This is a genomic window from Leuconostoc aquikimchii (assembly GCF_040838325.1).
Lineage (GTDB): Bacteria > Bacillota > Bacilli > Lactobacillales > Lactobacillaceae > Leuconostoc > Leuconostoc aquikimchii.
This window is the reverse complement of sequence record NZ_JBFPER010000001.1, coordinates 1,956,167-1,979,841: the sequence shown is the minus strand read 5'-3', so window position 1 is coordinate 1,979,841 and position 23,675 is coordinate 1,956,167. Positions and strand designations below refer to the sequence as shown.

Here is a 23,675-nt window from a genome sequence, read left to right as displayed (position 1 = left end):
GATGACACCTATGGGGAATTAGCTCAGCTGGGAGAGCACCTGCTTTGCAAGCAGGGGGTCAGCGGTTCGAACCCGCTATTCTCCATAGGCAGTGTCAAAGCTGCCGGAGTTGCACATTGAAAACTGAATAGTAACAAATTCTTTTAAAGATAAGTAAAATTATTAATAAATTAAGCCGAGAAACAAAGCAAAAAAGAAATTCTGTAACAGGAATGGATAAAAAACGCAGGTCTGAAAGAAGACCAACTCATAAACTTAAAGCACAACTACGGTTGTGACGGTTAAGTTAATAAGGGCGCGTGGTGGATGCCTTGGCACTAGGAGCCGATGAAGGACGTGACTAACTACGATAAGCTTTGGTGAGCGGTAAGTACGCTATGACCCAGAGATTTCCGAATGGGGAAACCCAACTCGAAAAGAGTTGTCAATAATTGAATACATAGATTATTGACGGAACACGCTGTGAACTGAAACATCTCATTAGCAGCAGGAGCAGAAAGAAAAATCGATTCCCCAAGTAGCGGCGAGCGAAACGGGAAGAGCCCAAACCAGAGTGCTTGCATTCTGGGGTTGTAGGACTGATAAATAGGAGTTACAAAAGTGTTTTATAGCAGAACAAGTTGGGAAACTTGGCTAAAGAGGGTGATAGCCCCGTACGCGAAATAAAGCACACTTCTTTCAGGATCCTGAGTACGGCCGGACACGTGAAATCCGGTCGGAATCTGCGGGGACCATCCCGTAAGGCTAAATACTCCCTAGTGACCGATAGTGAACCAGTACCGTGAGGGAAAGGTGAAAAGCACCCCGGAAGGGGAGTGAAATAGTTCCTGAAACCACGACGCCTACAAGAAGTCAGAGCCCGTTAATGGGTGATGGCGTGCCTTTTGTAGAATGAACCGGCGAGTTACGGTATCGTGCGAGGTTAAGGTGGAAAGACCGGAGCCGCAGCGAAAGCGAGTGTGAATAGCGCGAATAGTACGATGCTGTAGACCCGAAACCAGGTGACCTACCCATGGTCAGGATGAAGGTGAGGTAAAACTTACTGGAGGTCCGAACCGGTGCATGTTAAAAAATGCTCGGATGAACTGTGGGTAGCGGTGAAATTCCAAACGAACCTGGAGATAGCTGGTTCTCTCCGAAATAGCTTTAGGGCTAGCCTCATTATAAGCATACTGGAGGTAGAGCACTGTTAAGCCTAGGGGCCCATCTCGGGTTACCAAAGTTTGATAAACTCCGAATGCCAGCTATGTATGAATGGGAGTCAGACGATGAGTGATAAGATCCACCGTCGAAAGGGGAACAGCCCAGATCGCCAGTTAAGGTCCCTAAATATATGTTAAGTGGAAAACGATGTGATAGTGCATAGACAACTAGGATGTTGGCTCAGAAGCAGCCACCATTTAAAGAGTGCGTAATAGCTCACTAGTCGAGTGCCATTGCGCGGAAAATGTACCGGGGCTAAACATATTACCGAAACTGCGGGTGTACTTAAAAGTACGCGATAGGAGAGCGTTGTAAGGGCAATGAAGGTAGACTGTAAGGACTACTGGAGCGCTTACAAGTGAGAATGCCGGTATGAGTAGCGAAAGACAGGTGAGAATCCTGTCCACCGAATGACTAAGGTTTCCTGGGGAAGGCTCGTCCTCCCAGGGTTAGTCGGGACCTAAGGCGAGGCTGAGAAGCGTAGTCGATGGATAACAGGTTGAGATTCCTGTACCAGTAGTAATGCGTTTGACCGATGGAGGGACGCAGGAGGCTAACAGAAGCGCACCGATGGATGAGTGCGTGCAAGCAGTAAGTTTGGCGAAGAGTGAAATGCTTTTTACTGATAAGAACAAGCTGTGATGCGGATCGAAATAAAGTAGAGAAGTCTGAGATGTCACACTGCCGAGAAAAGCTTCTAGGAAGTATTACACTGCCCGTACCGCAAACCGACACAGGTAGTCGAGTGGAGAACACTAAGGTGAGCGAGAGAACCCTCGTTAAGGAACTCGGCAAAATGACCCCGTAACTTCGGGAGAAGGGGTGCTCATTGTAAAAGATGAGCCGCAGTGAATAGGCCCAGGCGACTGTTTATCAAAAACACAGGTTTCTGCAAAATCGTAAGATGAAGTATAGGGGCTGACGCCTGCCCGGTGCTGGAAGGTTAAAAGGAGTGCTTAGCTTCGGCGAAGGTACGAATTGAAGCCCCAGTAAACGGCGGCCGTAACTATAACGGTCCTAAGGTAGCGAAATTCCTTGTCGGGTAAGTTCCGACCCGCACGAAAGGCGTAACGATCTGGGCACTGTCTCAACGAGGGACTCGGTGAAATTTAAATACCCGTGAAGATGCGGGTTACCCGCGACAGGACGGAAAGACCCCATGGAGCTTTACTGTAGCTTGATATTGAATGTTTGTGCTGCTTGTACAGAATAGGTAGGAGACGAAGAGGATTGGACGCCAGTCTAGTCGGAGTCACAAAGTGGGATACTACCCTCGTTGTATGAACATTCTAACACTGGTCACTCAACGTGATCGTGGACAGTGTCTGGCGGGCAGTTTGACTGGGGCGGTCGCCTCCTAAAAGGTAACGGAGGCGCTCAAAGGTTTGCTCAGAATGGTTGGAAATCATTCGTAGCGTGTAAAGGCATAAGCAAGCTTGACTGCGAGAGCAACAACTCGAGCAGGTACGAAAGTAGGACTTAGTGATCCGGTGGTTCCGCATGGAAGGGCCATCGCTCAACGGATAAAAGCTACCCTGGGGATAACAGGCTCATCTCCCCCAAGAGTCCACATCGACGGGGAGGTTTGGCACCTCGATGTCGGCTCATCGCATCCTGGGGCTGTAGTCGGTCCCAAGGGTTGGGCTGTTCGCCCATTAAAGCGGTACGCGAGCTGGGTTCAGAACGTCGTGAGACAGTTCGGTCCCTATCCGTCGCGGGCGCAGGAAATTTGAGAGGAGTTGCCCTTAGTACGAGAGGACCGGGGTGAACAAACCGCTGGTGTACCAGTTGTTCCGCCAGGAGCATCGCTGGGTAGCTATGTTTGGAAGAGATAAACGCTGAAAGCATCTAAGTGTGAAACTCGCCTCGAGATGAGATTTCCCATTCGTAAGAAGTAAGACCCCTTAGAGATTATGAGGTAGATAGGCTAGAAGTGGAAGTTGAGCGATCAATGTAGCGGACTAGTACTAATAGGTCGAGGACTTAACCAAAGTCAAGAACGGAAGTTCAAGAGAAGATATGAGTGGCAAAATTTAGAAGAAGAATTTGATACTATTTAGTTTTGAGTGTAAAACTCAAAGGTGTCGTGTTGATAGCATAGAGGACACACCTGTTCCCATTCCGAACACAGAAGTTAAGCTCTATCACGCCGAAAGTAGTTGCCGGATCGCTGGCTGCGAGGATAGGAAGATGCGGTGCCGTACATAGAGAGTACTCTGAGAAGGGTATTTTTGGTTTCAAGAGAAAGAAAAGTAACACGAGGGTAAGGAAGAATCGGGAGAGGTGTCCGAGTCTGGCCGAAGGAGCATGGTTGGAAACTATGTAAGCAAGGAATTGTTTCGAGGGTTCGAATCCCTTCCTCTCCATTATGGACGCTTAGCTCAGCTGGGAGAGCACCTGCCTTACAAGCAGGGGGTCACAGGTTCGATCCCTGTAGCGTCCATTGGCGAAAGCCAAAAAGAACACCCTGGCACGTCGAAAGCGTTGCCGACTTAGCTCAGTTGGTAGAGCATCGCTCTTGTAAAGCGGGGGTCGAAGGTTCGAGTCCTTTAGTCGGCATGATTATTATGCGGAAGTAGTTCAGTGGTAGAACATCACCTTGCCATGGTGGGGGTCGCGGGTTCGAATCCCGTCTTCCGCTTATATGCCGATGTGGCGGAATAGGCAGACGCACAGGACTTAAAATCCTGCGATAGAGATATCGTACCGGTTCGATCCCGGTCGTCGGCATATATGCACCTATAGCGCAATTGGATAGAGCGTCTGACTACGAATCAGGAGGTTGCAGGTTCGACTCCTGCTAGGTGCATAGAGGTTGAAGTGATTCAAACTCTTTTTTTAAGTTTAAAGGGGCAGTGCTCTGATAGAACTTATCGGGACGTAGCTCAGCTTGGTAGAGCACCTGGTTTGGGACCAGGGGGTCGCAGGTTCGAATCCTGTCGTCCCGATTGGCAACAAACAGTGTTGTCAAAGAAGATCGCGGTGTAGCTCAGCTGGCTAGAGCGTCCGGTTCATACCCGGGAGGTCGAGGGTTCGATCCCCCCTGCCGCGATAGGCTTGATAAAGGACCTTTAGCTCAGTTGGTTAGAGCAGACGGCTCATAACCGTCCGGTCGTTGGTTCGAGTCCAACAAGGTCCATGCAGGACTAGGCTGTATGGGAACAGAAGATGGAGAATTACCCAAGTCTGGCTGAAGGGAACGGTCTTGAAAACCGTCAGGTCGAGAAATCGGCGCGTGGGTTCGAATCCCACATTCTCCTTAGGTAGAGATACCGACATAAAATTATCGCGGGATGGAGCAGTCTGGTAGCTCGTCGGGCCCATAACCCGAAGGTCGCAGGTTCAAATCCTGCTCCCGCAATTGGTCGCATGGTCCAGTTGGTTAGGACGCCTGCCTGTCACGCAGGAGATCGCGGGTTCGAGCCCCGCTGTGACCGTTTAGTGTGACGAACACATGCTAAGTAAGATGGCGCTGTAGCTCAGTTGGTAGAGCATACGATTGAAGCTCGTAGTGTCGGCGGTTCGACTCCGTCCAGCGCCATAGATGTGCGAAGGTACATTGGTAGAAGTGATGCGAATGTAGTTCAATGGTAGAATTCCAGCCTTCCAAGCTGGCTATGCGGGTTCGATTCCCGTCATTCGCTTTTATGCACCGATGCGCATAAAGAGAGAATGGGCTATTAGCTCAGTTGGTTAGAGCGCTGTGTTGATAACGCAGAGGTCCCAGGTTCGAGTCCTGGATGGCCCATTGGTGAGCAAGTTTCGATTGAAGCTTGCTTTTTTTGTTCGTTTTCGATGGTAAATGACCATGAAAAAGTAATGAAAGCGATTTTAATTATTTCATGAAATAATCATATTTCACTAGGAATAGTATCTATTTTGTAAAACAAAACCTTGTATTGTCAACTTAATTAACAACTTTCTAAGATAATTAAATAAATTTTGCGAAGCTTGTGAAAAAGTGGTATTCTAAAAATAACTGATTGCCGTTTACAATGTTTTCATGCAAGCGTACGGTGTAAAATTGAACGAAGGTTTCTGAAAATGGATAGCACGAAAACTGTTCTTCGCTTATCACCCTCACCAACGTAGCTTTAGTGCTACTACTGTTGTGTTGGTGAATATTGAAGGATGACTCATGGAAGAAAAATTATTTAACAAAGGTTTTATTACAATCACAATTATTAATTTTATTGTGTATCTGGTCTATTATTTGATGATGGTGATCATAGCTGTTATGGCGCATAACCAGCTTCATGCCTCGTTTGGTCAAGCAGGATTAGCATCAGGTATTTATATTATTGGCACGCTGATTGCAAGGCTAATTATGGGTAAAGAACTTGAATTGGTCGGTCGTAAGCGCGTAGCACGTTGGGGTGTGGTATTTTATCTTATTACAACCATTGCGTATCTAGCTGTACCATCAATTGGTGCATTGTATATTGTGCGTTTATTAAACGGGTTTGCCTATGGTATGACGTCAACAGCGCTGAATGCCATTGTAACAGAGTTTATTCCAGATCGACGTAAAGGTGAAGGAATTAATTATTATGGTTTGAGCACGAGTTTAGCAGCCGCCATTGGTCCTTTTATCGGTTTGCTACTGTTTCACGCGACAGGGTTCCATTTCATTGTTATTATGTCGGTTGTTTTGATTGCAATATCTATGGTTGCGTTGTTTGCAATTCAAATTAATAATGTTAAATTAACAGATGAACACAAAAGCGAATTAAAATCATGGAAATTATCAAGTTTTATTGAATATAAAGTTTTGTTGATTTCGTTCATTGGATTTTTGATGGGCTTGTCTTATTCAAGTGTTTTGTCATTTTTGGCCTCATATGCAGAAACTTTGAATCTTGTATCAATTAGTTCATTTTTCTTCGTTGTGTACGCAGGAATAGTAACATTAACACGACCAATGTCTGGTCGTATATTTGATCGTTTGGGCGAGAACTATGTGATGTATCCAAGTTATGCATGCTTAACAATTGGTTTGGTAATTCTTGGTATGACAAATAGCGCTTGGATGTTATTATTATCAGGTGCATTTATTGGTTTGGGGTATGGAACATTTATGTCAAACGGACAGGCAGTTACTTTGAAATTAGTAACCAGTCATCGTATTGGTATTGCGTTGTCAACCTACTTTATTGGATTGGATTTGGGCTTAGGTGTTGGTCCTTACGTCTTTGGCGCACTTCATGGGCAATTACCATTCCGTGATTTGTACTTCATAGCAGCTGTTATTCCGGTAGTATCTGCTATTCTGTATTTGGTATTTTATAGACCAAATAAGAATAAAACAAAAGACATACCTGCTAATCAATTAGCTTAATAAAAAACGGCTTGTTTCACGTGAAACAAGCCGTTTTTTTATATTTTCCAATCATCGAGAGACTGGACTGCATATGTTGGTTTTTGAATCACTTGTTTGACTTGTTCGGGTGTCGACACGCCAGAATAAACAAGCAGTGTATCGATATTATTATTAATACCTGCTAAAATATCGGTGTTATAGTTGTCACCCACCATCAAGACATCAGCTTCTTTGACTGCCATGCGCTGCAGCGCACCGGTCATAATTGGTGATTCAGGCTTAGCAATAATTAATGGCGTTGTCTGTGTTGCTGTTTGAACAGCGGCAATTATTGTACCAGCACCTGGTGCTAAACCGTTTTCTGTGGGCAAATTGGTATCGTTATTCGTCGCAATAAATTTGGCACCGGATTTAATTGCCGAAGTGGCAATTGTTAGTTTTTGATAAGTGACGTGACGATCTAAACCGACGACCACTGCATCTGCATGTGCGTCATTAACGAGTGTGAATCCTGCATTAGTCAAAGATTCGGTTAAGCCTATCTCACCGATGACATAAATTTTAGTACTTAGTGGCATATGTAATGACAAATAATCTGCAGTTGCCATCGCACTGGTATAGACTTGTTCGGGTGTTGTCGGAATATCATGGTTATTGGTTAAATTGTTTGCTACATCAACTGGATTCTTGGTTGAATTATTTGTAACAAATAGATAAGGAATGTCAGCTTTCTGTAGACGCTCAATAAAACGCTTACCCGAGGGGTATTTAGTTTTGCCTTGATATATTGTGCCATCGAGGTCGATGAAATAAGTTTTGTAGTGTGTCATGCTTTAATCTCCATTTAATTTGAGTCAACTATATTATACACATCAACTAATGTTGATATCAAACAACGAATCAACGGACTTCTCTCCAATCTCAATCTCCCTAAACATAAAATCTCCCTAAAATATTTTATAAAACATGTCCGCCCGCAAGCAGTTGCGGGTTTTCGTTGCATATGGGGGTAATTTAATGCAACTTATGACGGGAAAAGGTAGAATAGAGTGGTGTAAACAGAGTTGAATTTACGATCTAAAATAATTTGGGGAAAACCATGTCTAAAAAATATCGAACACCACCTTTTTTAACACCATCGGCGATTGTATCACTTATTGTAGCAATCAGTGCGGGAAACATAGCAGTTAATGTGGCTACGGGCACTAATGAAGGTGGTCAAGTGGCACCACGTCAAAGTAGTATGAGTTCATCGTCGTCTGTCTCGACGAATAGTATAACAACTTCATCTAGTAGTATGACGGATTCTTCTAGTGAGCCAGTATCATCTTCTGAGGTTACAGATGATACGACATCGAAAACGACATCTGAGAATAATAATAGTGCGATATCTAGTGTCACTAGTAGTGAGAAAGCCCCTGCTACTTCTAGTGCACCCTCGGTATCCAGTAGTGAACCAGCTGTATCCACATCAGAAGCAGATACGCCTGCAAATAAGGTTTCGGGGGTAGGTCAATAATGTTTACAATTCTTGATTTAGTGAATCATTATTTAGGCTATTTTACAACTAGTTCAAAGATAAAAGGACGTATTTACACAGCAGTTAGCGCCATTGGTGTCTGGTATTTAGTTTACTTAGCCTATCGATTTTTTGTTAACGGTCGTTGGTTACGTGGGACAGTAATAGCCGCATTATTTGTTTTCTTATTGTATTTCGTAGTACTCAATGTATTATATTATTTTACAAAATCAACAACTAAATGGGATGTGTCACCGCATATTGAGAAAGCACTTGGTGGACCACATGTCGATGAAGAAACAACGAAGCAAGCAACTATAGTACCAGCTAATGGCATATATCAGCGTCAAAATATTGTGACTGGTGTTGTGGAAAGTGACGCCAAGCAACAAGACAATGTGACACTTTTGGCAACAGAGTTGGATCAACTGGGTCTAATGAGTCATGATTATGGACATCTTGGTCAACAAGCACAAAGACAAATTATTGCGCAACGAGATGTGGTGTTTGCTAATCATCCGGGCACATTGCTACCATATTTTGATATGGTGATTATGAATGATACAACCAAAATTTTGGGTGGTGTCAACCAACTACAAGCACGTGAACTTGGGACATTGGTAATGGTTGGCATGACACCAACAAAACAGGCACTGAACAACTATCGTTTAGCGCTATCGGCCGTGTTGGTGACTGGTGGTGTAGGCCATACTGCCACACGTACAGAACTAAATGTCACTGAAAGATCGTATAAAATTCAAGTAGAAGTAGCTTATGAAAAAAAGAATTGAAATTACTTCAATTCTTTTTTCATACCAATATGAACAATGCCCGCTTCTTGAAATTCAGAACCGTATGTTTTGAAATTTAGTCGTTCGTAAAATTTTTTTGCTTGTACTTGAGCACCAAGGTCAAGTGTGTGAATATGAAAGAAAGGCGCAAGTTGTTCAATGTAGTCAAACAGTTGCGACCCAAGACCTTGACCACGCAGGGCCTGTAATGTTGCTACGCGTTGTACATGCCAAACACCCGTATTTTCTTCTAAAACACGGGCAGTGGCAGCAGGATTACCATTAATGTAGGCAACGATATGCAAGGCAGTTTCTTCAGTTAGTTGATCATTCATCTCATCACTGAGAGAAACACCTTGTTCAGCAACGAAAACAGTGGTTCTGATGTGAAGTGCGTCATCATGAATTGATCCAAGGCCCAATTGATGTTTAATTTCTAATGTCATATTAGGTATTATAGCAAGAATTAGCGCAAGGCGTATAGGATATTGGTATAATGGAAGTTATGGAAAACCGAGTGAAAAAATTTTTGAAACATTTCTACAGTGATATTCTGGCACCTAAAAATTGGCTGCGTCAATTAAATACACGGCTAGGATTTTTTTCATGGGTCATTGTCTTCGTAACGTTAAAGACAATTTTAGCTTATGGCGCTGATTTTGAGTGGCTACATGTGCAGGATCCAATTCAGGTCATATTGATGTTGTTAAATCCGATTGGGTTTACAATTGTTTTGTTTAGTCTGACGCTTTTTATTAAATCCAAACAATTGTATTATGGTGCACTTATTGTGCTTGATGCCTTAATGACACTGTTGTTGTATCTGAATGTTATTTATTTTAGAGAATTTTCAGATTTTATGTCAGTTAATACGATGCTTGGTTATAATACAGTTAATCAGGGCGGAAAAGCAGCGGGAGCGATCGCTTTTGGTGTGCATGATTTCTTATTTTGGCTTGATATTATCCTACTGATTGTATTAATATTGGCACGCAAAATTCGATTTGATAACAAATCGCTACCGCGCTTTAAACCTTTTAAAATATTGACCATTGGATTCTTTATCTTAATGACTAATTTGTTGGTAGCAGATATTGATCGGCCACAACTGCTAACGAGACAATTTGATCGTGAATACATGGTTAAATATCTTGGGCTTGGACCGTTTATGATTTATGATGCAATTAATACCTATCAGACGGGGCAAGTACGTAAAAGCGCCACACCAGAAGAATTTACGCAGGTTAAAAATTACATTAACAAACATTATGCCGATATTAATCCGGAGTTTTATGGTAAAGCAAAGGGTAAAAATGTGATTGTCATTCATCTGGAAAGTTTCCAGCAAATGTCAATTGATCGTAAAATTAATGGTCAGGAAGTCACGCCGTTTTTAAATAGTATTTATCATAGTAAGAGTACCATTGCGTTTGATAATTTTTTTCATGAGGTCGGCCAAGGAAAAACATCTGATGCTGAGAACATGTTAGAGACATCTACTTTTGGTTTGCCTCAGGGCTCACTATTCTCAAAATTAGGGAATGATCAAACTTTTCAAGCCATGCCAGCGATATTAAATCAAAGAGAAGGTTACTCTAGTGCAGTATTTCATGGAAATCTGGGGACTTTTTGGAATCGTAATAATGTTTACAAGCATATGGGCTATCAAAATTGGGTATCAGGGGATTACTTTGATGTGACTGGTCAAAAAGCAACAACATGGGGATTGAAAGACAAGTTATTATTCAAGGAATCAGTCCCTTATTTAGAGAATTTACAGCAACCGTTTTATGCTAAATATCTGACTGTGACAAATCACACACCATATACGTTGGACAAAGAAGATCGAGATCCTAACTTTGTCACCACGAATAGTGGTTCAAAAATAGTTGATAATTATTTTGTGACTAATCATTATTTAGATCAAGCAGTGAAAGAATTCTTTACTTATCTCAAGGCATCTGGTTTGTATGATAATACAACGGTTGTTTTATATGGTGATCATTATGGTATTTCCAATACAGATGCTAAGTATTTGGCCCCTATTTTAGGGAAAGATGAGGACAATTGGAGCGATTTAGATAACGCTAACTTACAGCGCGTACCATTTATGGTGCATGTACCGGGTATGAAAAATGGGTATATTGATCATCAATATGGCGGTGAAATTGATGTTGCACCAACAGTTGAACATTTATTAGGTGTCAGTACACGGCGTTATATCCAGTTTGGACAAGATTTGTTGAGTAAACAACATTCAGATGTTGTCGCGTTTCGTAACAAAGACTGGGTGACTAGTGACTATGCGAGTTTGTCAGATCGTTATTGGGATGTCAAAACAAATGAAGTCATTACACAACCTAGTTCAAAATTGCAGAAAAAATTTGATGCCATTCAAGCAGGTGTCAATGAAAAGCTGGCAATGTCAGATAATCTTAATCAGAAAAATCTATTACGTTTTTATGAGCCAAAAGAGTTTAAAGAAGTTGATGTTAGCAAGTTTGATTATAGTAAACGTGCGACTATCAAACGATTGAAAAGACAAAATGTTGTCTTAGGTAAATCGTCAACGAGCTTGTTTGCAAAGAATGGGAATCAATCAACATTAAGCAAATATGTCACAGATGCACCGGAAGCAAATGACGAAAAAACCGATTCAACACGTCTGTTACCGCGTAATGCGGATGACTGGAGTCAAGTAGAATAATTATAATTACCAACTTATGGCTATCAACAAACTGCCCATAGGTTGTTTTTTTTGATACAATAGATGAGATGAAATGTCAATTGGAGATGTGTAACATGAAAATTTTGATTGCGTTAGAAAATATTGGTTTAGGTGGCATGAAACGAGCCACAACAGTAGTTGGCAATGCGTTAAGCAATGCGCATCATGTGACTTATTACAGTTTTTCAGATACTGAACCTTTTTATGACCTCAAGGCGCCATTAGTTGTTGGGAAGACGCCGCGGGAATTAGACAACGATGCGCAGCCTTTTCAACGTTTTGCGACACAAATTAAGGCATTTGAGGTTGTTGCAAGGGATTTTGACGTTGTGATTTTAGCTGGTGGATTGCTATCAAGTTTTGCGGCATGTTTGAATTTGCCAAATACCCAATTAATTGGATGGATGCATAATAATGTGGACACGTATCAAACACAATATTATGCAGCAATGCGTGAAGAGTTTGATGCTGGTTTGCGCGCTTTAGATGTGATCATTGCTTTAACGGAGTCTGATTTGATCGGCTTTTCAGCTTATAATACAACGGTTAAAATATGGAATCCATTGACTATCACACCGAACGGGCCTGCTAATTTAGCAACGCATACAATTGCTTTTACAGCTCGAATTGCTATTCAACACAAAGGAATAGATTTTGCCGTGCAATTGGCCTCAAAGTTACCAGACGATTGGCAACTGGCTATTGCTGGCAGTGGATCGGATGAGGACATGGCTGTATTTAAGCAACTCGTGTTAACCTATCAAGCGACAGATAAAATTATTTACCGTGGTGCTTTAAAAGATGACGATTTACGCGCCCACTATCAAAATGCGAGTTTATTTGTGCAAACATCACGCTGGGAAGGCTTACCATTGGTTTTAGCTGAAGCAATGAGCTTTGGTTTACCAATTGCTGCCATGAGAAATACAGGATCAGCTGAGGTATTGCATGAAGGCGAGTATGGTATTTTGACGCCGACGGCTGATGTTGATGCATTATATGCAGCGATTGAACCCATTCTTCTCGACGAAAAAGCGCGTCGTGCGTATTCGGAAAAGAGTCTGTTGCGTGTGGAAGATTTTAAAATCACACCTATATTAGCACAATGGGAAACAATATTTAACCAAAAAATTTGACAACTAAACTAGCGAGAATATAATAACTCTTAGAGGCGTATACGTATGAGTTCAGAATCAATTCCCCCACATTTAAAAAACTTTAAAAAAGCATCGCTTGAAAACTTACAATTTCGAATTGGTGAGTTAGCACGTATGACATCTGTTTCCGCGCGGCAATTACGTTATTGGGAAAAGCAAGGTTATGTCTCAGCTAATGCACGAGATGATGGTCAAGAAACTCGCTTGTATGGTTTCCGAGCTTATATCAAAGTATCCATGATCAAACAACATCTTGATAATGGCGCGTCATTACATGGTGCTGTCATGGCGGCTGATGAGCAACTTGAAACTGTGGCAGTTATGCAACATTTCATGAAAAAGGCATTTCAAGGTGTCGAAAAATATGAAGATAAATTTGTTATTAATCTTGGCTTTTTTGATGAAGAGGAAACACAATTACTTTATGTTTCTATTGAAGAGGGTAAAATAAAATATAAACTTGTGAGCGCGGCTGATGGCAATCATGTCAGTTAAGGCGCACAGAAGTATGGCAACGAATTGGACATATCAATTTAAAATAACGAACAAAAATGCGGGGCAAACAATTAAACAAACATTTGAACTATGGTTGCTGCCACAACGTATCCGTGGGGCGTTACGCATTAAGAAGAACTATCTGGTCAATGGTCATAAAGTGCCTACGAGCTATGAATTGCAAGTCAACGATGTATTAAATTTACGGTTTGATGCGGACGATTTTCGAACCAGTGAATCACATTACAAGCCAAATAATGCGCAAAGTGTGGCCATTGTATTTGAAACAGATGATTTTGTCATAGCAAATAAACCAGCGGGTATGAAAATGCACCCACATACGTTAACGGAAGATGATACATTGCTAAATTATCTGGCTGCTGATTTTAGTCGGCGACAGCTCGTTAGTGCTGGAGTTATGGCAAGGCCATATATGGTTCATCGCATTGATCGGGAGACCTCAGGTGCTGTCATCATCGCTAAGAATCCAGTTGTTGTGCCAATATTAAACCGCATGTTAGCTGATAAACAAATTAAGCGTACTTATTTGGCGTGGGTTGATGGCAAAATAACAGGTAGTTTTGGTACCATTAATAGGCCCATTGGTGTGGATTCAGATGATAGTCGGAAACGTGCAGTTAATGGCATTGATGCCCAAACTGCAATAACGCACTGGACGCGGATTCATAGCGTATTTCAAAAGACACTACTACGTTTACAACTAGAAACAGGCCGCATGCATCAAATTCGTGTGCACCTTGCAGCTATTGGCCATCCAATCATTGGTGATTCGTTGTATGGCAATACAGTAGGAACCGTACGCATGATGTTACATGCGACATCGATTGAATTAACAATACCATTTGGTGGTGATACAAAAATAATTAGTACAGCAATGCCAGCAGATTTTCCAAGACAACTTTCAATGCAATAAAAAAATCATCTCATAATTTATGAGATGATTTTTTATTGTATTAAATTAAGCTGCTTCTTTATCGTTTTTATTGAAGAAGTTTGCTGCGTATGCTGCTAATACACCACCAAGTAAGTTGGCGAGAATATATACCCAAACGTGACCTAGTGCCTTACCTTGAACAAAGATAGCTGGTGCTAATGCACGGGCAGGGTTAAATGCACCACCGGTGATTGGCAATGCAACAATGATCAAAGCTGACAACCATAGTCCAATAATGATGGGTGCTGGTACGTTAGCTAACTTAGTAACAATTGAAATAACTAAGATGAATAGGAATGTCAAAACTAATTCAAACAAGAATGCTGCTAATGTTTGACCGTCAGCAAAGTTTGTTTGACCTAAGCCTGCAAGGTTCACAAATTGTGAAACTGACATTTTTTGACCTGACAATGCTTGTGCCACTGTTGGTGATTTTAGGTAAGCAGCAACACCACCGTAAACGGCAGCTGAAGCTACAATAGCGCCAATTAACTGAGCAATGACATAACCAATGAATTCAATCCATGTTAATCGCTTTTGAAGTGCCATTGACAATGAGACAGCTGGGTTAAAGTGTCCCCCTGAAATATGACCAAAAGCATAGATTGAAACGGCAAGGGCCAAACCAAAGGCCAAAGCGATTGTCAATGGTGATGGGGTTGTAGCAGCTGAATAAACAACGCTACCAGTTCCGACGAACACTAAGATGAAAGTGCCGAGGAATTCTGCGATATACTTACGCATGTGTATGTTCTCCTTAGTTTATGTAAAATTACCAATACATATTATTATACACTTTTAGATTAAGTAACTGTTAAATCATAGCAGAAAATTAAGTTATAGTCAGGCGATAAGTGTATGAATTACTAAGCTTGAGGAAATTTTGTGGTCTTTTATGATTGAAGATGATAAAATATTAAAAAGAAAGCGGTTACATTATTTTTGCGAAATATGTATCTGATGGGAGTTAGTCATATGATGTCTTTTGTAGTACTCACGGTAGGAATTATTTTTCTATTGTTACTGATTATTAAATTTAAAATCAATACATTCATTGCATTGATTTTAACAGCGTCACTCGTTGGGATTGGTTTAGGTATGAAACTTGAGCAAATCCCGATATCTATTCAAAATGGGATTGGTTCGTCTTTGGGCGAATTAGCGATTGTTTTCGGATTTGGTGCGGTGTTAGGGCGTTTAGTTGCTGACGCCGGCGGTGCATATCGCATTGCGCATACGTTAATTGAACGATTTGGTAAGAAACGTGTACAGTTGGCCATTATGGTGGCCGCATTTATTATTGGTATTGCGCTATTCTTTGAAGTGGGGATGGTCTTGTTAATTCCGATTGTGTTTGCCATTGCCTTGGAAGCTTCTGTACCACTACTTTATTTAGGCATTCCAATGGCCGCTGCGCTGTCAGTGACACATGGATTTTTGCCACCACATCCAGCACCAACGGCAATTTCAGGCGCATTAGGCGCTAATCCAGGGACAGTTTTAGTTTACGGTCTGATTGTAGCAATTCCTGCAGCTATTATTGCCGGTCCGCTTTTTACTAAACTTGCACAAAAATTTGCCCCAGATGCTTTTGTGATCAAACATGAATTAACGGCATTTGGTGAACAAAAGAAGTTTGTTTTAGAAGAGACGCCTAGTTTTGGTTTATCAGTCTTGACGTCGTTATTTCCAGTTTTGATGATGGGTGTGACAACAATTTATACAATTGTATTAAATGATGGGCAGCCTTTCACAAAACCAACTGGTTTTGCTGCCTTTATTACTATGATAGGAAATCCTGTTGCTGCCATGATTATTTCATTGGTTTTTGCTTTGTGGGCGATGGGTTGGCATCAAGGACGTCAAACAACTGACATGATGGTAACGGTCGAGGAAGCAGTTAAATCCATTGCAATGCTGTTGCTTATTATTGGTGGTGGTGCAGCTTTCAAGCAAATTTTAATTGATGGTGGTATATCTAATCAGATTTCTAATTTGTTTATTCATTCAGCCATTTCACCCTTATTACTGGCCTGGATTATTACGGTGGTACTACGTATTGCATTAGGATCAGCGACTGTTGCCGCATTGACTGCAGCTGGTTTAGTTCAGCCGTTGATGGTTGCTTCTAATGTTAATCCAGCACTAATGGTACTAGTTATAGGTGCCGGTTCATTGGCTGCGTCGCATGTCAATGATGCAGGATTTTGGATGTTTAAAGAATATTTTGATTTAAATGTCAAGCAAACGTTGCTGATTTGGACAGTTTTGGAGACGATTATTTCTGTAGTTGGCTTAGTTATCGTGTTACTTTTGAGTTTGGTGGTTTAAGAAGTATACGTTTGTTCTGCCGTTTGTAATACATTTGTCTGTTGATCTAGTATTAATCTGGTCTAATAGTATTGGGTTTAAAAGAGATGATAAAAAAATCTGCAGATAATATTTTATGGTTGTTTTAGACAATTACCATTAAAATATCTGTAGATTTTTTTACAAGTGTTCAGTTATATCTAATAATTTGACATACTTTTAACGTAAATCAGACCAATTAGTGATGTGATTTTCCCAAACATAACTAGATTCTTGAACAATATCTTTGGCTGTTTTAGGTTTGTGACCAGTCAAAAGCGCGATGTCATTTGAAGGAATATCTAACAAGCCATCTCTGATAGATGCATCATTAGAAACGTAGATAGTAGCCAATGGCAAGTAGAATGATGTCTTTTTGAAATTGACGGCCTTTAAACTAATTTTTCATGATGAGTCCAACTCGTTTTTAATTTATTATACCCAATTTTGGGCGTGTCTGAAATCTTTGCACCAGAACCGTCAAAAAGGCACACAATGAAGTGTGCCTTCGTGATCAACGGCCGTCTCGGTCATCGAAATATCGCTTAATTGCGAACATCGCGACCGCAACAAATAATGCGTTGCTGATTGTCGTCAGTTCATCGAATAAGAGTGACATACTCGCCACCTCCTTGCCGTTACTTATTGTTGGAGTGCAACAGCCTTTCTAGTATATCATGCTTTACTTTGTCAACAAGAAAATGATATAATATGTACAGAATAAGAGTGCTGAAAGTCATCTCTCAGCAAAAAGGGCAAACGTGTTGGAGCGTTGGCTCTTTTTTTTCAGAAAAAAGGAAGAAAGAATGAAATTGAAATATATCATATTGACGGTTACAAGTGTAATCGTAGTCGCGGGTGGCGGACTAATTTACAGTGGACACAGCAGCCAGAACGCAAATGTGGTTGCAAAATCATCATCAACAGCCAAGTCTTACACGTCAACGTCAAATTCGAGTGTTATGAGCTCTAGTTCTAGTTCAGAAAGTGACACAGTCACAGCCAGTGGGGCAAATTATCAAATCGCTACCGCCAACGGTATGGGTGGCGTTCTTGCTAAATTGACGCCGATAACAAAAATAATAGACAAGCAAACAGCCTTAGACATTGTTGCCTCAATTCCAAATTTCAATAACTATCATTTAATCTCAATTGAGGAATCGGGCGACGCTTGGAAAATCCGCAGTCAAAAAGATAACGCCGTCTTTCTTGTGACAATGTCACACTACACTGATAATTTATGTTTAATTTCAGTTGAAGACGGTTCAAAAACAGGTTCGGGCTACAGTTTCAGGATTCCTGAAAACCTATACGCACCATATCGTGACGCGGATAAAAAGTTAACAGAAGATTTTACAAAATCATTGAATGATAATAAAAGCGAAAATAAAAGTGATTTGACTGACGACGAGGCGGTCGCATTAGCGAATAAATACGTCACAGGGTCTAAGGGCGCCAACACGACGCCCTTCAAATCCGAGATGAAAAATGATAATGTTTGGTTACTAAAGACGGATGTTAAAAAGGGAACTAATGGCACGCCTGACATTGCTACTTATGCGACCGTTGAGCCTTCAGGCAACGGCAACGTCCACATAACAGCTGGTGTCTGGTCGTCAACGATGGCCAATCATGCGCCGTTTTATGACGAGATCGTGTCGAGATAAACACCAACCAAAAAAGGGTAGTGGTGAAAATAGAAATTTAATGACACGCCTAATCCAAGTCTTGACATTCTGTTGCGTCTTATGCTACCCATCAGGGGCGTGATTTCATTCACGAAAAAGAAACCGATGAGATTAAACTCTTGTCGGTTTCTTTTGTATAAAGCATGCACAACTTCAAGTCCACTGATAGTGTTAATCGCTGTCCGTATACTCTGATAGCTTGCTGAGCGGGCACGTTCGATGGTCTTGTTCTATCAAATTGTGACAGTATTTCGATTGTTGATGTGATTTTAGCTTCAACTGCCCCTGATGAATTAAGTGGGCTATAATGATGAACCGAACGGCAACTATAATGATGTTTTTTTAAAATGACGGTCTTTAAACTGATTTTTCATGATGAGTCCAACGAGTTTTTAATTTATTATACTCAATTTGGGGCATGTCTGAAATTTTTGCACCAGAACCTTTATACATTAACGCTTTATCGTCAACGCGTTAAGCGCAACAATGACAGTTGATAGCGACATGACAATGGCGCCAATCATTGGGTTGAGCATTAAGCCAACAGACGCTAACACACCAGCAGCTAAAGGAATAGCAATAATATTATAACCTGCACCCCACCATAAATTTTGAATTTGTTTTCTGTTGGCGTGTTTAATAAGTTGTAGAAAATCAATAATTTTTGGTAATTGATTAGCGATCAATACAGCATCAGCTGCCGCTTGTGCGACTTGCGTACCTGCACCAATAGCTATCGACAAGTTTGCTTGTGCAAGTGCTGGCGCATCATTGATACCATCACCAATCATCATAACGTTACCCATCTGCTGATATTTGGTGACTAAGGTAATTTTCTCTTGCGGCGAAACTTGTGCGTGAATATCGGTAATACCTAATTGTGCAGCAACATCGTGTGCAGTTTTTATATTATCACCGGTGACGAGAACAGGTGTTATACCCTGCTGTACAAGATTTTTTACAAATTCAGATGCTGTGTCTCTAACCGTGTCACCTTGTGAGATGGCCGCAATAACTTGATCATGTTTTAATAAATATGAAATTGAACCCTCATCATCTAATGGCGTGAAAGATATATTGTGCTCAGATAAAAAGCGTTCAGATACTAATAAATAGTGATCATCGTTGACCATGCCAGAGACGCCATAGCCGGCAATATTGGTGACATTTTCAGCTTGTAACTGTGGCGCCTTAATTTGACGTCTGTAAGCTGTGATTGATTTAGCAAGTGGATGAGTTGATTGTGAATCTAGGGCTGACATAATAGCAACAGCTTGTGTTTTGTCTAAGTCATGAGTGACAATGCGATTGACGCTAAATTGTCCAGTTGTTAACGTTCCAGTTTTGTCCATTAAAGCATATTGCAACCGGTTGGCTGCTGACAAGGCTTTACGGTTTTTAATCAAAATACCTTGCGATGCTGCCACTGATTTTGTTCTTTGAATAACCAAAGGAATTGCTAAACCGAGCGCATGTGGGCAGGCAATGACGAGAACGGTGACTGCGATATTAGTTGCTGCACTAAATCCGCGTAAATTGGTCCAAACAATGAAAGCACCAAGGGAAAATAGTAGCGCGACCCAAAAGAGATAACTCGCTACGCGATCAGCGCGTGTTTCGGCACGTGATTTTTGATCTTGAGATGTTGATAAAGCTGTTTGAAGTTGACCGACAAAAGAGTTGACGCCGACTTGAGTTAAGCGCACATCTAACGATCCATTGCCGTTAATCGTGCCGCCAACGACAGGACTATTTTCAGATTTGTCAATGAGCCGACTTTCACCGGTCATGAGTGATTCATCAACTTGACTGTGACCTGTAACCACGACACCATCTGACGGGAAAGATTCTCCTGCTAATACTTGAATAATCATATCGGGCTTCAACGTAGCAATTGGCATATCCATGATCATGTCATCGTGCTTAACATGGGCAATATTTGGCAGTAATGCACGTAATTTATCAGTGGCATCGCCGGCCTTCATTGTTGCCGTCATTTCAATACGATGGCCGAGTAGCATAATGACTGTTAATGTGGCAAATTCCCAGAAAAAATCCATGATATGCGCGCTGTGAAGAAATTGATTGACTAATAAAGCGTAGATGGAATACCAAAATGTAACCAATAATCCCATACTAACGAGGCTCATCATGGCTGGTTTTCGAGCTTTAATTTCACTTTTAGCACCCTCGAAAAATGGCTTTGATCCAATCATATAAAGTGCAAATGAGAGTATAGCTGTTGCCCAATTGCTGCCGGGGAAAGTCAGTGTAAACGGCAAAGACATACCCATGAAAGGTGTGATGACAATAATAGGAATCATTAAACCAAACGACCACCAAAAACGACGTTTCATGTCTAGCATATCCATGTTAGCCATACCGGGGTCATCAGCCATATGCATATGATGCTGTGACATATCATTTATAGTTTCAGACATAGACATATCATTCATGTGGTGCGGATGAGTTGGTGTCGTTTCTGTCTTTAGGGGCATGTCATGGTGGTTGTGTTCATTCATTTTCATTGTTAATCCTCCCAGTTATTAGGCATGCAATCACATGCCACATTTTCAGGTGCAGTCACAAGTTTTTGCGTTAAAATGTCCTGTAAATGTAAAATATCATGTTGTGATAAAGTTATCGTTGAAAGCACGTCAGCCATAGCTGTGCCGACACACATGGCGCACATCGAATTAACTGTCTGATGTAAGGTGCTGGTCATGGCATCGTGTTCAGCAATTGTTGGGATATATAACCGATCTCGAATAGCACCGTTATCAGTCAAATAGCCTTTATTTTGTAATCGCGTAAGTAATGTTTTAATGGTTGATGGCGACCAGTCTTTTTTGCGTGCCATGATACGTATAATTTGTCGACTAGTCGCTTCTCCTAGCGTCCAAATAACACGCATGATTTCCCATTCACTTGTTGTCATATTTTGTTTATCTTTTATCATACCTTTAGTTTACATTTGTAGACTTATAAAAGCAAGCAGTATTTTGATGTAAATGATATGGTAATATAGTTATTAAGAGGTTTTGACATGGAAAATTGGTTGATAAAGCGTGCGCGATTGACGCCAACGCGCGTGGCTGTCACTGACGGCAAAAAAAACATGACATTTAGTCAAGTGGCAAGTGCAGCAACAAATATTGCTGGAAAAATTGTTGCGTTGCACGATAAAAATGATCGTGTCGCACTGATTATGACGAATAATATACAGGGTTACCTTGTCATTATGGCATTACAGCAACTCGGTAAAACAATTGTATTGATTAATCGTCGCCTAGCTGTTGCTGAAATAAATTATCAATTGGCGGATGCATCAGTAACGTTAGTGTTGACGGATGATCATTATGATAGTCGGCTTGCGGTCGCACAGCAAATCAAATTTTCTGAGTTGCCAGAAGGTCAACCAGTGTTACCGATCGCTGAGTATCCAGAAGATTTTGTAACAAGTGTGATGTATACTTCAGGCACGACAAATCGTCCCAAAGGTGTGATGCAAACTTATCAAAATCATTTTATGTCAGCAGTAGGGAGTGCTTTAAATCTTGGTCTAACTGCGGATGATTCATGGTTGACAGTCGTACCTATTTTTCATATCAGTGGTTTTTCAATTCTAATGCGTAGTTTGATATATGGTATGCGCGTCGTGCTTGTGGAAAAATTTGATGCAGCCCAAATTAACACGTTGTTAATTCACGATACAATTACGACAATGTCTGTTGTGCCAGTTATGCTGAAACAATTGTTAGCCGTGCTACCAGAAAATGTCAATTATAATGATAAATTTCGTGCAATGTTACTTGGTGGTGGACCAACAGATAAACTAACCCTACAGCAAGCGCAGGCACATCGTTTGCCAATCATTCAGTCTTACGGTATGACGGAGACTGCTTCTCAAGTAGTTGCGCTTGACGCAGCTGATATTCATGATAAACTGGGTTCAGTTGGCAAACCGTTGTTTCCAGTTTCTGTTGCAATACGGGATCAATCTGGTCAATCAGCGCAACAAGGTAGTATCTGGATTAAGTCACCGACCTTGACGGTTGGTTATCTCAATCAACCAGCTAAATTAACTGAAAATATGCAATTTGGTTGGTTTAACACTGAAGACTATGGTTATTTTGATGACGATGGTTTTTTATATATTCAAGGTCGTGCAGGCGATATGATTAGCTCTGGTGGTGAAAATATTTTTCCAGATGAAATTGAAGCCACCTATGCTAAAATGCCTGGATTAGATGACATGGTTGTTGTTGGTGTCCCAGATCAATTGTGGGGTTCGGTCCCTGTCGCTGTGGTATCAGGTGTAGATTTGTCAGTGGCCAAGTTACGCCAATATGGGCGTGAAAAATTAGCGCATTATAAAGTACCGAAGCATTTTTACGTTGCTAAAACATGGTATCGTACTGCGAGTGGCAAGGTTCAGCGCCGTCGTTTTGAGACTGCGTTATCTGAATTAAAAGAACTGAAATAATATGAATAACAGGAGAAATGCGTGCCTTTACTGGGTTCACGTACTAAAATTATGACACAATCACCTAAAAATACGGATGTTCAGGCACTTTTTAATAAAATTGCCCCTGAGTATGACAAAATGAATAATATTATCTCTTTTGGGACCCATAAATTATGGCGTCAAAAAGTGATGACTAAAATGACCTTTCCTGTAGGTGCTCGCATTATTGATTTGGCAACAGGTACAGCTGATTGGGCAATAGCTTTGGCTGAAAAAAGTGATGCTACCACACATGTTACAGGGCTTGATTTTAGCGAGGAAATGCTTGCGGTTGGGCAAAAAAAAGTTGATGTCAGTGATTTTTCTGATAAAATTACGTTGGTTCAAGGGGATGCGATGGCATTACCATTTGAAGACAACACTTTTGATATTGTGACAATTGGTTTTGGATTACGTAATTTGCCTGATCCAGTGCGCGGACTGCAGGAAATGTATCGTGTATTGAAATCGGGTGGGCAACTTGTTATTTTGGAAACCTCACAACCGGACAATTCATTTGTGAAGCCATTTTGGCAGCTTTATTTTGGTAAAGTGATGCCAATATTTGGTAAATTATTTGCTAAGGGTAAATATACAGAGTATAAATATTTGGATGAAACGACTGAAAACTTTATGGACTACCTCACTCTTGGGCAAGTATTGTTGAAAACAAGGTTTCAGAAAGTAACCATTTCACGTTTCAATTTAGGTGCAGCAGCAGTACATTATGCGATCAAGTAGATCATTTGTCTAAAAGTCGATTAAGGGATGCTTAATCGACTTTTTTGCTGGAAACCAACATAAAAAAGGTAACCTCATCAATTGATGAGGTTACCTTTTTGAGACTGCTCCACCTGGGATCGAACCAGGGACCATCACATTAACAGTGTGCTATTCTACCGCTGAACTATGGAGCAATGAGTTGTTTAATCAACTATTAAAGTATATCAAGATTGAAAACAA

Annotated in this window: 17 protein-coding genes, 17 tRNA genes, 2 rRNA genes and 1 pseudogene; 29 read left to right on the top strand and 8 right to left on the bottom strand. The window is 41.1% G+C overall.

The features are described 5' to 3' along the window. Positions 1-12: 12 nt before the first annotated feature. From AB3K24_RS09975 to AB3K24_RS09885, 19 genes are all read left to right on the top strand, one after another. Positions 13-85, top strand: a tRNA-Ala gene (locus AB3K24_RS09975). A 194-nt stretch (positions 86-279) separates the two neighbouring features. After that, a 23S ribosomal RNA gene (locus AB3K24_RS09970) occupies positions 280-3,194 on the top strand. Positions 3,195-3,285: 91 nt separating this feature from the next. Then, positions 3,286-3,402: ribosomal RNA gene (gene rrf / locus AB3K24_RS09965) — 5S ribosomal RNA — on the top strand. Between the two features lie 78 nt (positions 3,403-3,480). Next, positions 3,481-3,569 (top strand) — tRNA-Ser (locus AB3K24_RS09960). Positions 3,570-3,573: 4 nt separating this feature from the next. Further along, a tRNA-Val gene (locus tag AB3K24_RS09955) sits at positions 3,574-3,646 on the top strand. A 43-nt stretch (positions 3,647-3,689) separates the two neighbouring features. After that, a tRNA-Thr gene (locus AB3K24_RS09950) sits at positions 3,690-3,762 on the top strand. 10 nt (positions 3,763-3,772) lie between these two features. After that, a tRNA-Gly gene (locus tag AB3K24_RS09945) sits at positions 3,773-3,844 on the top strand. A 5-nt stretch (positions 3,845-3,849) separates the two neighbouring features. Further along, positions 3,850-3,933: transfer RNA gene (locus AB3K24_RS09940), tRNA-Leu, on the top strand. A gap of 5 nt (positions 3,934-3,938) precedes the next feature. Continuing rightward, a tRNA-Arg gene (locus tag AB3K24_RS09935) sits at positions 3,939-4,012 on the top strand. A gap of 65 nt (positions 4,013-4,077) precedes the next feature. Further along, positions 4,078-4,151: transfer RNA gene (locus tag AB3K24_RS09930), tRNA-Pro, on the top strand. 30 nt (positions 4,152-4,181) lie between these two features. Next, a tRNA-Met gene (locus AB3K24_RS09925) sits at positions 4,182-4,255 on the top strand. Between the two features lie 13 nt (positions 4,256-4,268). Beyond that, a tRNA-Ile gene (locus AB3K24_RS09920) sits at positions 4,269-4,342 on the top strand. 31 nt (positions 4,343-4,373) lie between these two features. Next, a tRNA-Ser gene (locus AB3K24_RS09915) sits at positions 4,374-4,463 on the top strand. Positions 4,464-4,490: 27 nt separating this feature from the next. Continuing rightward, positions 4,491-4,564 (top strand) — tRNA-Met (locus tag AB3K24_RS09910). A 2-nt stretch (positions 4,565-4,566) separates the two neighbouring features. Then, positions 4,567-4,640: transfer RNA gene (locus AB3K24_RS09905), tRNA-Asp, on the top strand. A 31-nt stretch (positions 4,641-4,671) separates the two neighbouring features. Continuing rightward, positions 4,672-4,744, top strand: a tRNA-Phe gene (locus tag AB3K24_RS09900). A 32-nt stretch (positions 4,745-4,776) separates the two neighbouring features. After that, positions 4,777-4,847: transfer RNA gene (locus tag AB3K24_RS09895), tRNA-Gly, on the top strand. A 30-nt stretch (positions 4,848-4,877) separates the two neighbouring features. Then, a tRNA-Ile gene (locus tag AB3K24_RS09890) sits at positions 4,878-4,951 on the top strand. Positions 4,952-5,341: 390 nt separating this feature from the next. Then, on the top strand, positions 5,342-6,541 hold the full coding sequence (locus AB3K24_RS09885) for an MFS transporter (protein WP_367975488.1): 1,200 nt from the start codon (positions 5,342-5,344) through the stop codon (positions 6,539-6,541). Positions 6,542-6,579: 38 nt separating this feature from the next. On the opposite strand, the gene AB3K24_RS09880 is transcribed toward AB3K24_RS09885, so the two are convergent. Beyond that, positions 6,580-7,353 carry a TIGR01457 family HAD-type hydrolase gene (locus tag AB3K24_RS09880; protein ID WP_367975486.1) on the bottom strand — a complete coding sequence of 258 codons (774 nt, stop codon included), beginning with the start codon at positions 7,351-7,353 and terminating at the stop codon, positions 6,580-6,582. Positions 7,354-7,622: 269 nt separating this feature from the next. Here AB3K24_RS09880 and AB3K24_RS09875 point away from each other — a divergent pair, with 269 nt between their 5' ends. Together AB3K24_RS09875 and AB3K24_RS09870 are read left to right on the top strand one after the other, a co-directional pair. Continuing rightward, positions 7,623-8,042, top strand: a complete 420-nt coding sequence (locus AB3K24_RS09875) for a hypothetical protein (protein ID WP_367975485.1) — start codon at positions 7,623-7,625, stop codon at positions 8,040-8,042. Next, positions 8,042-8,833, top strand: a complete 792-nt coding sequence (locus AB3K24_RS09870; RefSeq protein ID WP_367975484.1) for a DUF6681 family protein — start codon at positions 8,042-8,044, stop codon at positions 8,831-8,833. Before AB3K24_RS09875 ends, AB3K24_RS09870 begins: the two co-directional genes overlap by 1 nt. A 2-nt stretch (positions 8,834-8,835) precedes the next feature. Here the strand turns inward: AB3K24_RS09870 and AB3K24_RS09865 are convergent, their stop codons facing one another. Next, entirely contained in the window at positions 8,836-9,279 is a 444-nt protein-coding gene (locus tag AB3K24_RS09865) for a GNAT family N-acetyltransferase (protein WP_367975482.1), read from the bottom strand. A gap of 50 nt (positions 9,280-9,329) precedes the next feature. Between AB3K24_RS09865 and AB3K24_RS09860 the strand changes: the two genes are divergently transcribed. The 4 genes from AB3K24_RS09860 to AB3K24_RS09845 all read left to right on the top strand — a co-directional run bounded on the left by AB3K24_RS09860 (position 9,330) and on the right by AB3K24_RS09845 (position 14,147). Further along, positions 9,330-11,540: an LTA synthase family protein gene (locus AB3K24_RS09860; RefSeq protein ID WP_367975481.1), complete on the top strand. Its 2,211-nt coding sequence runs from the start codon at positions 9,330-9,332 to the stop codon at positions 11,538-11,540. A gap of 95 nt (positions 11,541-11,635) precedes the next feature. Beyond that, on the top strand, positions 11,636-12,697 hold the full coding sequence (locus tag AB3K24_RS09855) for a glycosyltransferase (RefSeq protein ID WP_367975479.1): 1,062 nt from the start codon (positions 11,636-11,638) through the stop codon (positions 12,695-12,697). Positions 12,698-12,742: 45 nt separating this feature from the next. Continuing rightward, positions 12,743-13,213 carry a MerR family transcriptional regulator gene (locus AB3K24_RS09850; RefSeq protein WP_367975477.1) on the top strand — a complete coding sequence of 157 codons (471 nt, stop codon included), beginning with the start codon at positions 12,743-12,745 and terminating at the stop codon, positions 13,211-13,213. Between the two features lie 13 nt (positions 13,214-13,226). After that, entirely contained in the window at positions 13,227-14,147 is a 921-nt protein-coding gene (locus AB3K24_RS09845; protein WP_367975476.1) for an RluA family pseudouridine synthase, read from the top strand. 45 nt (positions 14,148-14,192) lie between these two features. On the opposite strand, the gene AB3K24_RS09840 is transcribed toward AB3K24_RS09845, so the two are convergent. Next, a complete protein-coding gene (locus AB3K24_RS09840; protein ID WP_367975474.1) occupies positions 14,193-14,912 on the bottom strand; it encodes an MIP/aquaporin family protein in 720 nt (239 codons plus the stop codon). 231 nt (positions 14,913-15,143) lie between these two features. Here AB3K24_RS09840 and AB3K24_RS09835 point away from each other — a divergent pair, with 231 nt between their 5' ends. Further along, positions 15,144-16,499, top strand: coding sequence for a gluconate:H+ symporter (locus tag AB3K24_RS09835; protein WP_367975472.1), 1,356 nt, complete (start codon positions 15,144-15,146; stop codon positions 16,497-16,499). A 198-nt stretch (positions 16,500-16,697) separates the two neighbouring features. Here AB3K24_RS09835 and AB3K24_RS09830 read toward each other — a convergent pair whose 3' ends face one another. Continuing rightward, positions 16,698-16,877, bottom strand: coding sequence for a hypothetical protein (locus tag AB3K24_RS09830; protein ID WP_367975470.1), 180 nt, complete (start codon positions 16,875-16,877; stop codon positions 16,698-16,700). Positions 16,878-17,323: 446 nt separating this feature from the next. Here AB3K24_RS09830 and AB3K24_RS09825 point away from each other — a divergent pair, with 446 nt between their 5' ends. Beyond that, positions 17,324-18,184 carry a hypothetical protein gene (locus AB3K24_RS09825; RefSeq protein WP_367975469.1) on the top strand — a complete coding sequence of 287 codons (861 nt, stop codon included), beginning with the start codon at positions 17,324-17,326 and terminating at the stop codon, positions 18,182-18,184. A gap of 101 nt (positions 18,185-18,285) precedes the next feature. Here the strand turns inward: AB3K24_RS09825 and AB3K24_RS10355 are convergent. The 3 genes and pseudogenes from AB3K24_RS10355 to AB3K24_RS09810 all read right to left on the bottom strand — a co-directional run. Next, positions 18,286-18,511 (bottom strand): annotated as a pseudogene (locus AB3K24_RS10355) (IS6 family transposase); the annotation flags it as partial. Positions 18,512-18,657: 146 nt separating this feature from the next. Continuing rightward, positions 18,658-20,733 carry a copper-translocating P-type ATPase gene (locus tag AB3K24_RS09815; RefSeq protein ID WP_367975467.1) on the bottom strand — a complete coding sequence of 692 codons (2,076 nt, stop codon included), beginning with the start codon at positions 20,731-20,733 and terminating at the stop codon, positions 18,658-18,660. A gap of 2 nt (positions 20,734-20,735) precedes the next feature. Continuing rightward, positions 20,736-21,164 carry a CopY/TcrY family copper transport repressor gene (locus AB3K24_RS09810; RefSeq protein ID WP_367975465.1) on the bottom strand — a complete coding sequence of 143 codons (429 nt, stop codon included), beginning with the start codon at positions 21,162-21,164 and terminating at the stop codon, positions 20,736-20,738. 87 nt (positions 21,165-21,251) lie between these two features. Between AB3K24_RS09810 and AB3K24_RS09805 the strand changes: the two genes are divergently transcribed. Continuing rightward, entirely contained in the window at positions 21,252-22,691 is a 1,440-nt protein-coding gene (locus tag AB3K24_RS09805) for an o-succinylbenzoate--CoA ligase (protein ID WP_367975463.1), read from the top strand. A 51-nt stretch (positions 22,692-22,742) separates the two neighbouring features. Beyond that, positions 22,743-23,453, top strand: coding sequence for a bifunctional demethylmenaquinone methyltransferase/2-methoxy-6-polyprenyl-1,4-benzoquinol methylase UbiE (gene ubiE / locus AB3K24_RS09800; protein ID WP_367975624.1), 711 nt, complete (start codon positions 22,743-22,745; stop codon positions 23,451-23,453). Positions 23,454-23,557: 104 nt separating this feature from the next. On the opposite strand, the gene AB3K24_RS09795 is transcribed toward ubiE, so the two are convergent. Further along, a tRNA-Asn gene (locus AB3K24_RS09795) sits at positions 23,558-23,629 on the bottom strand. Between the last annotated feature and the right edge of the window lie 46 nt (positions 23,630-23,675).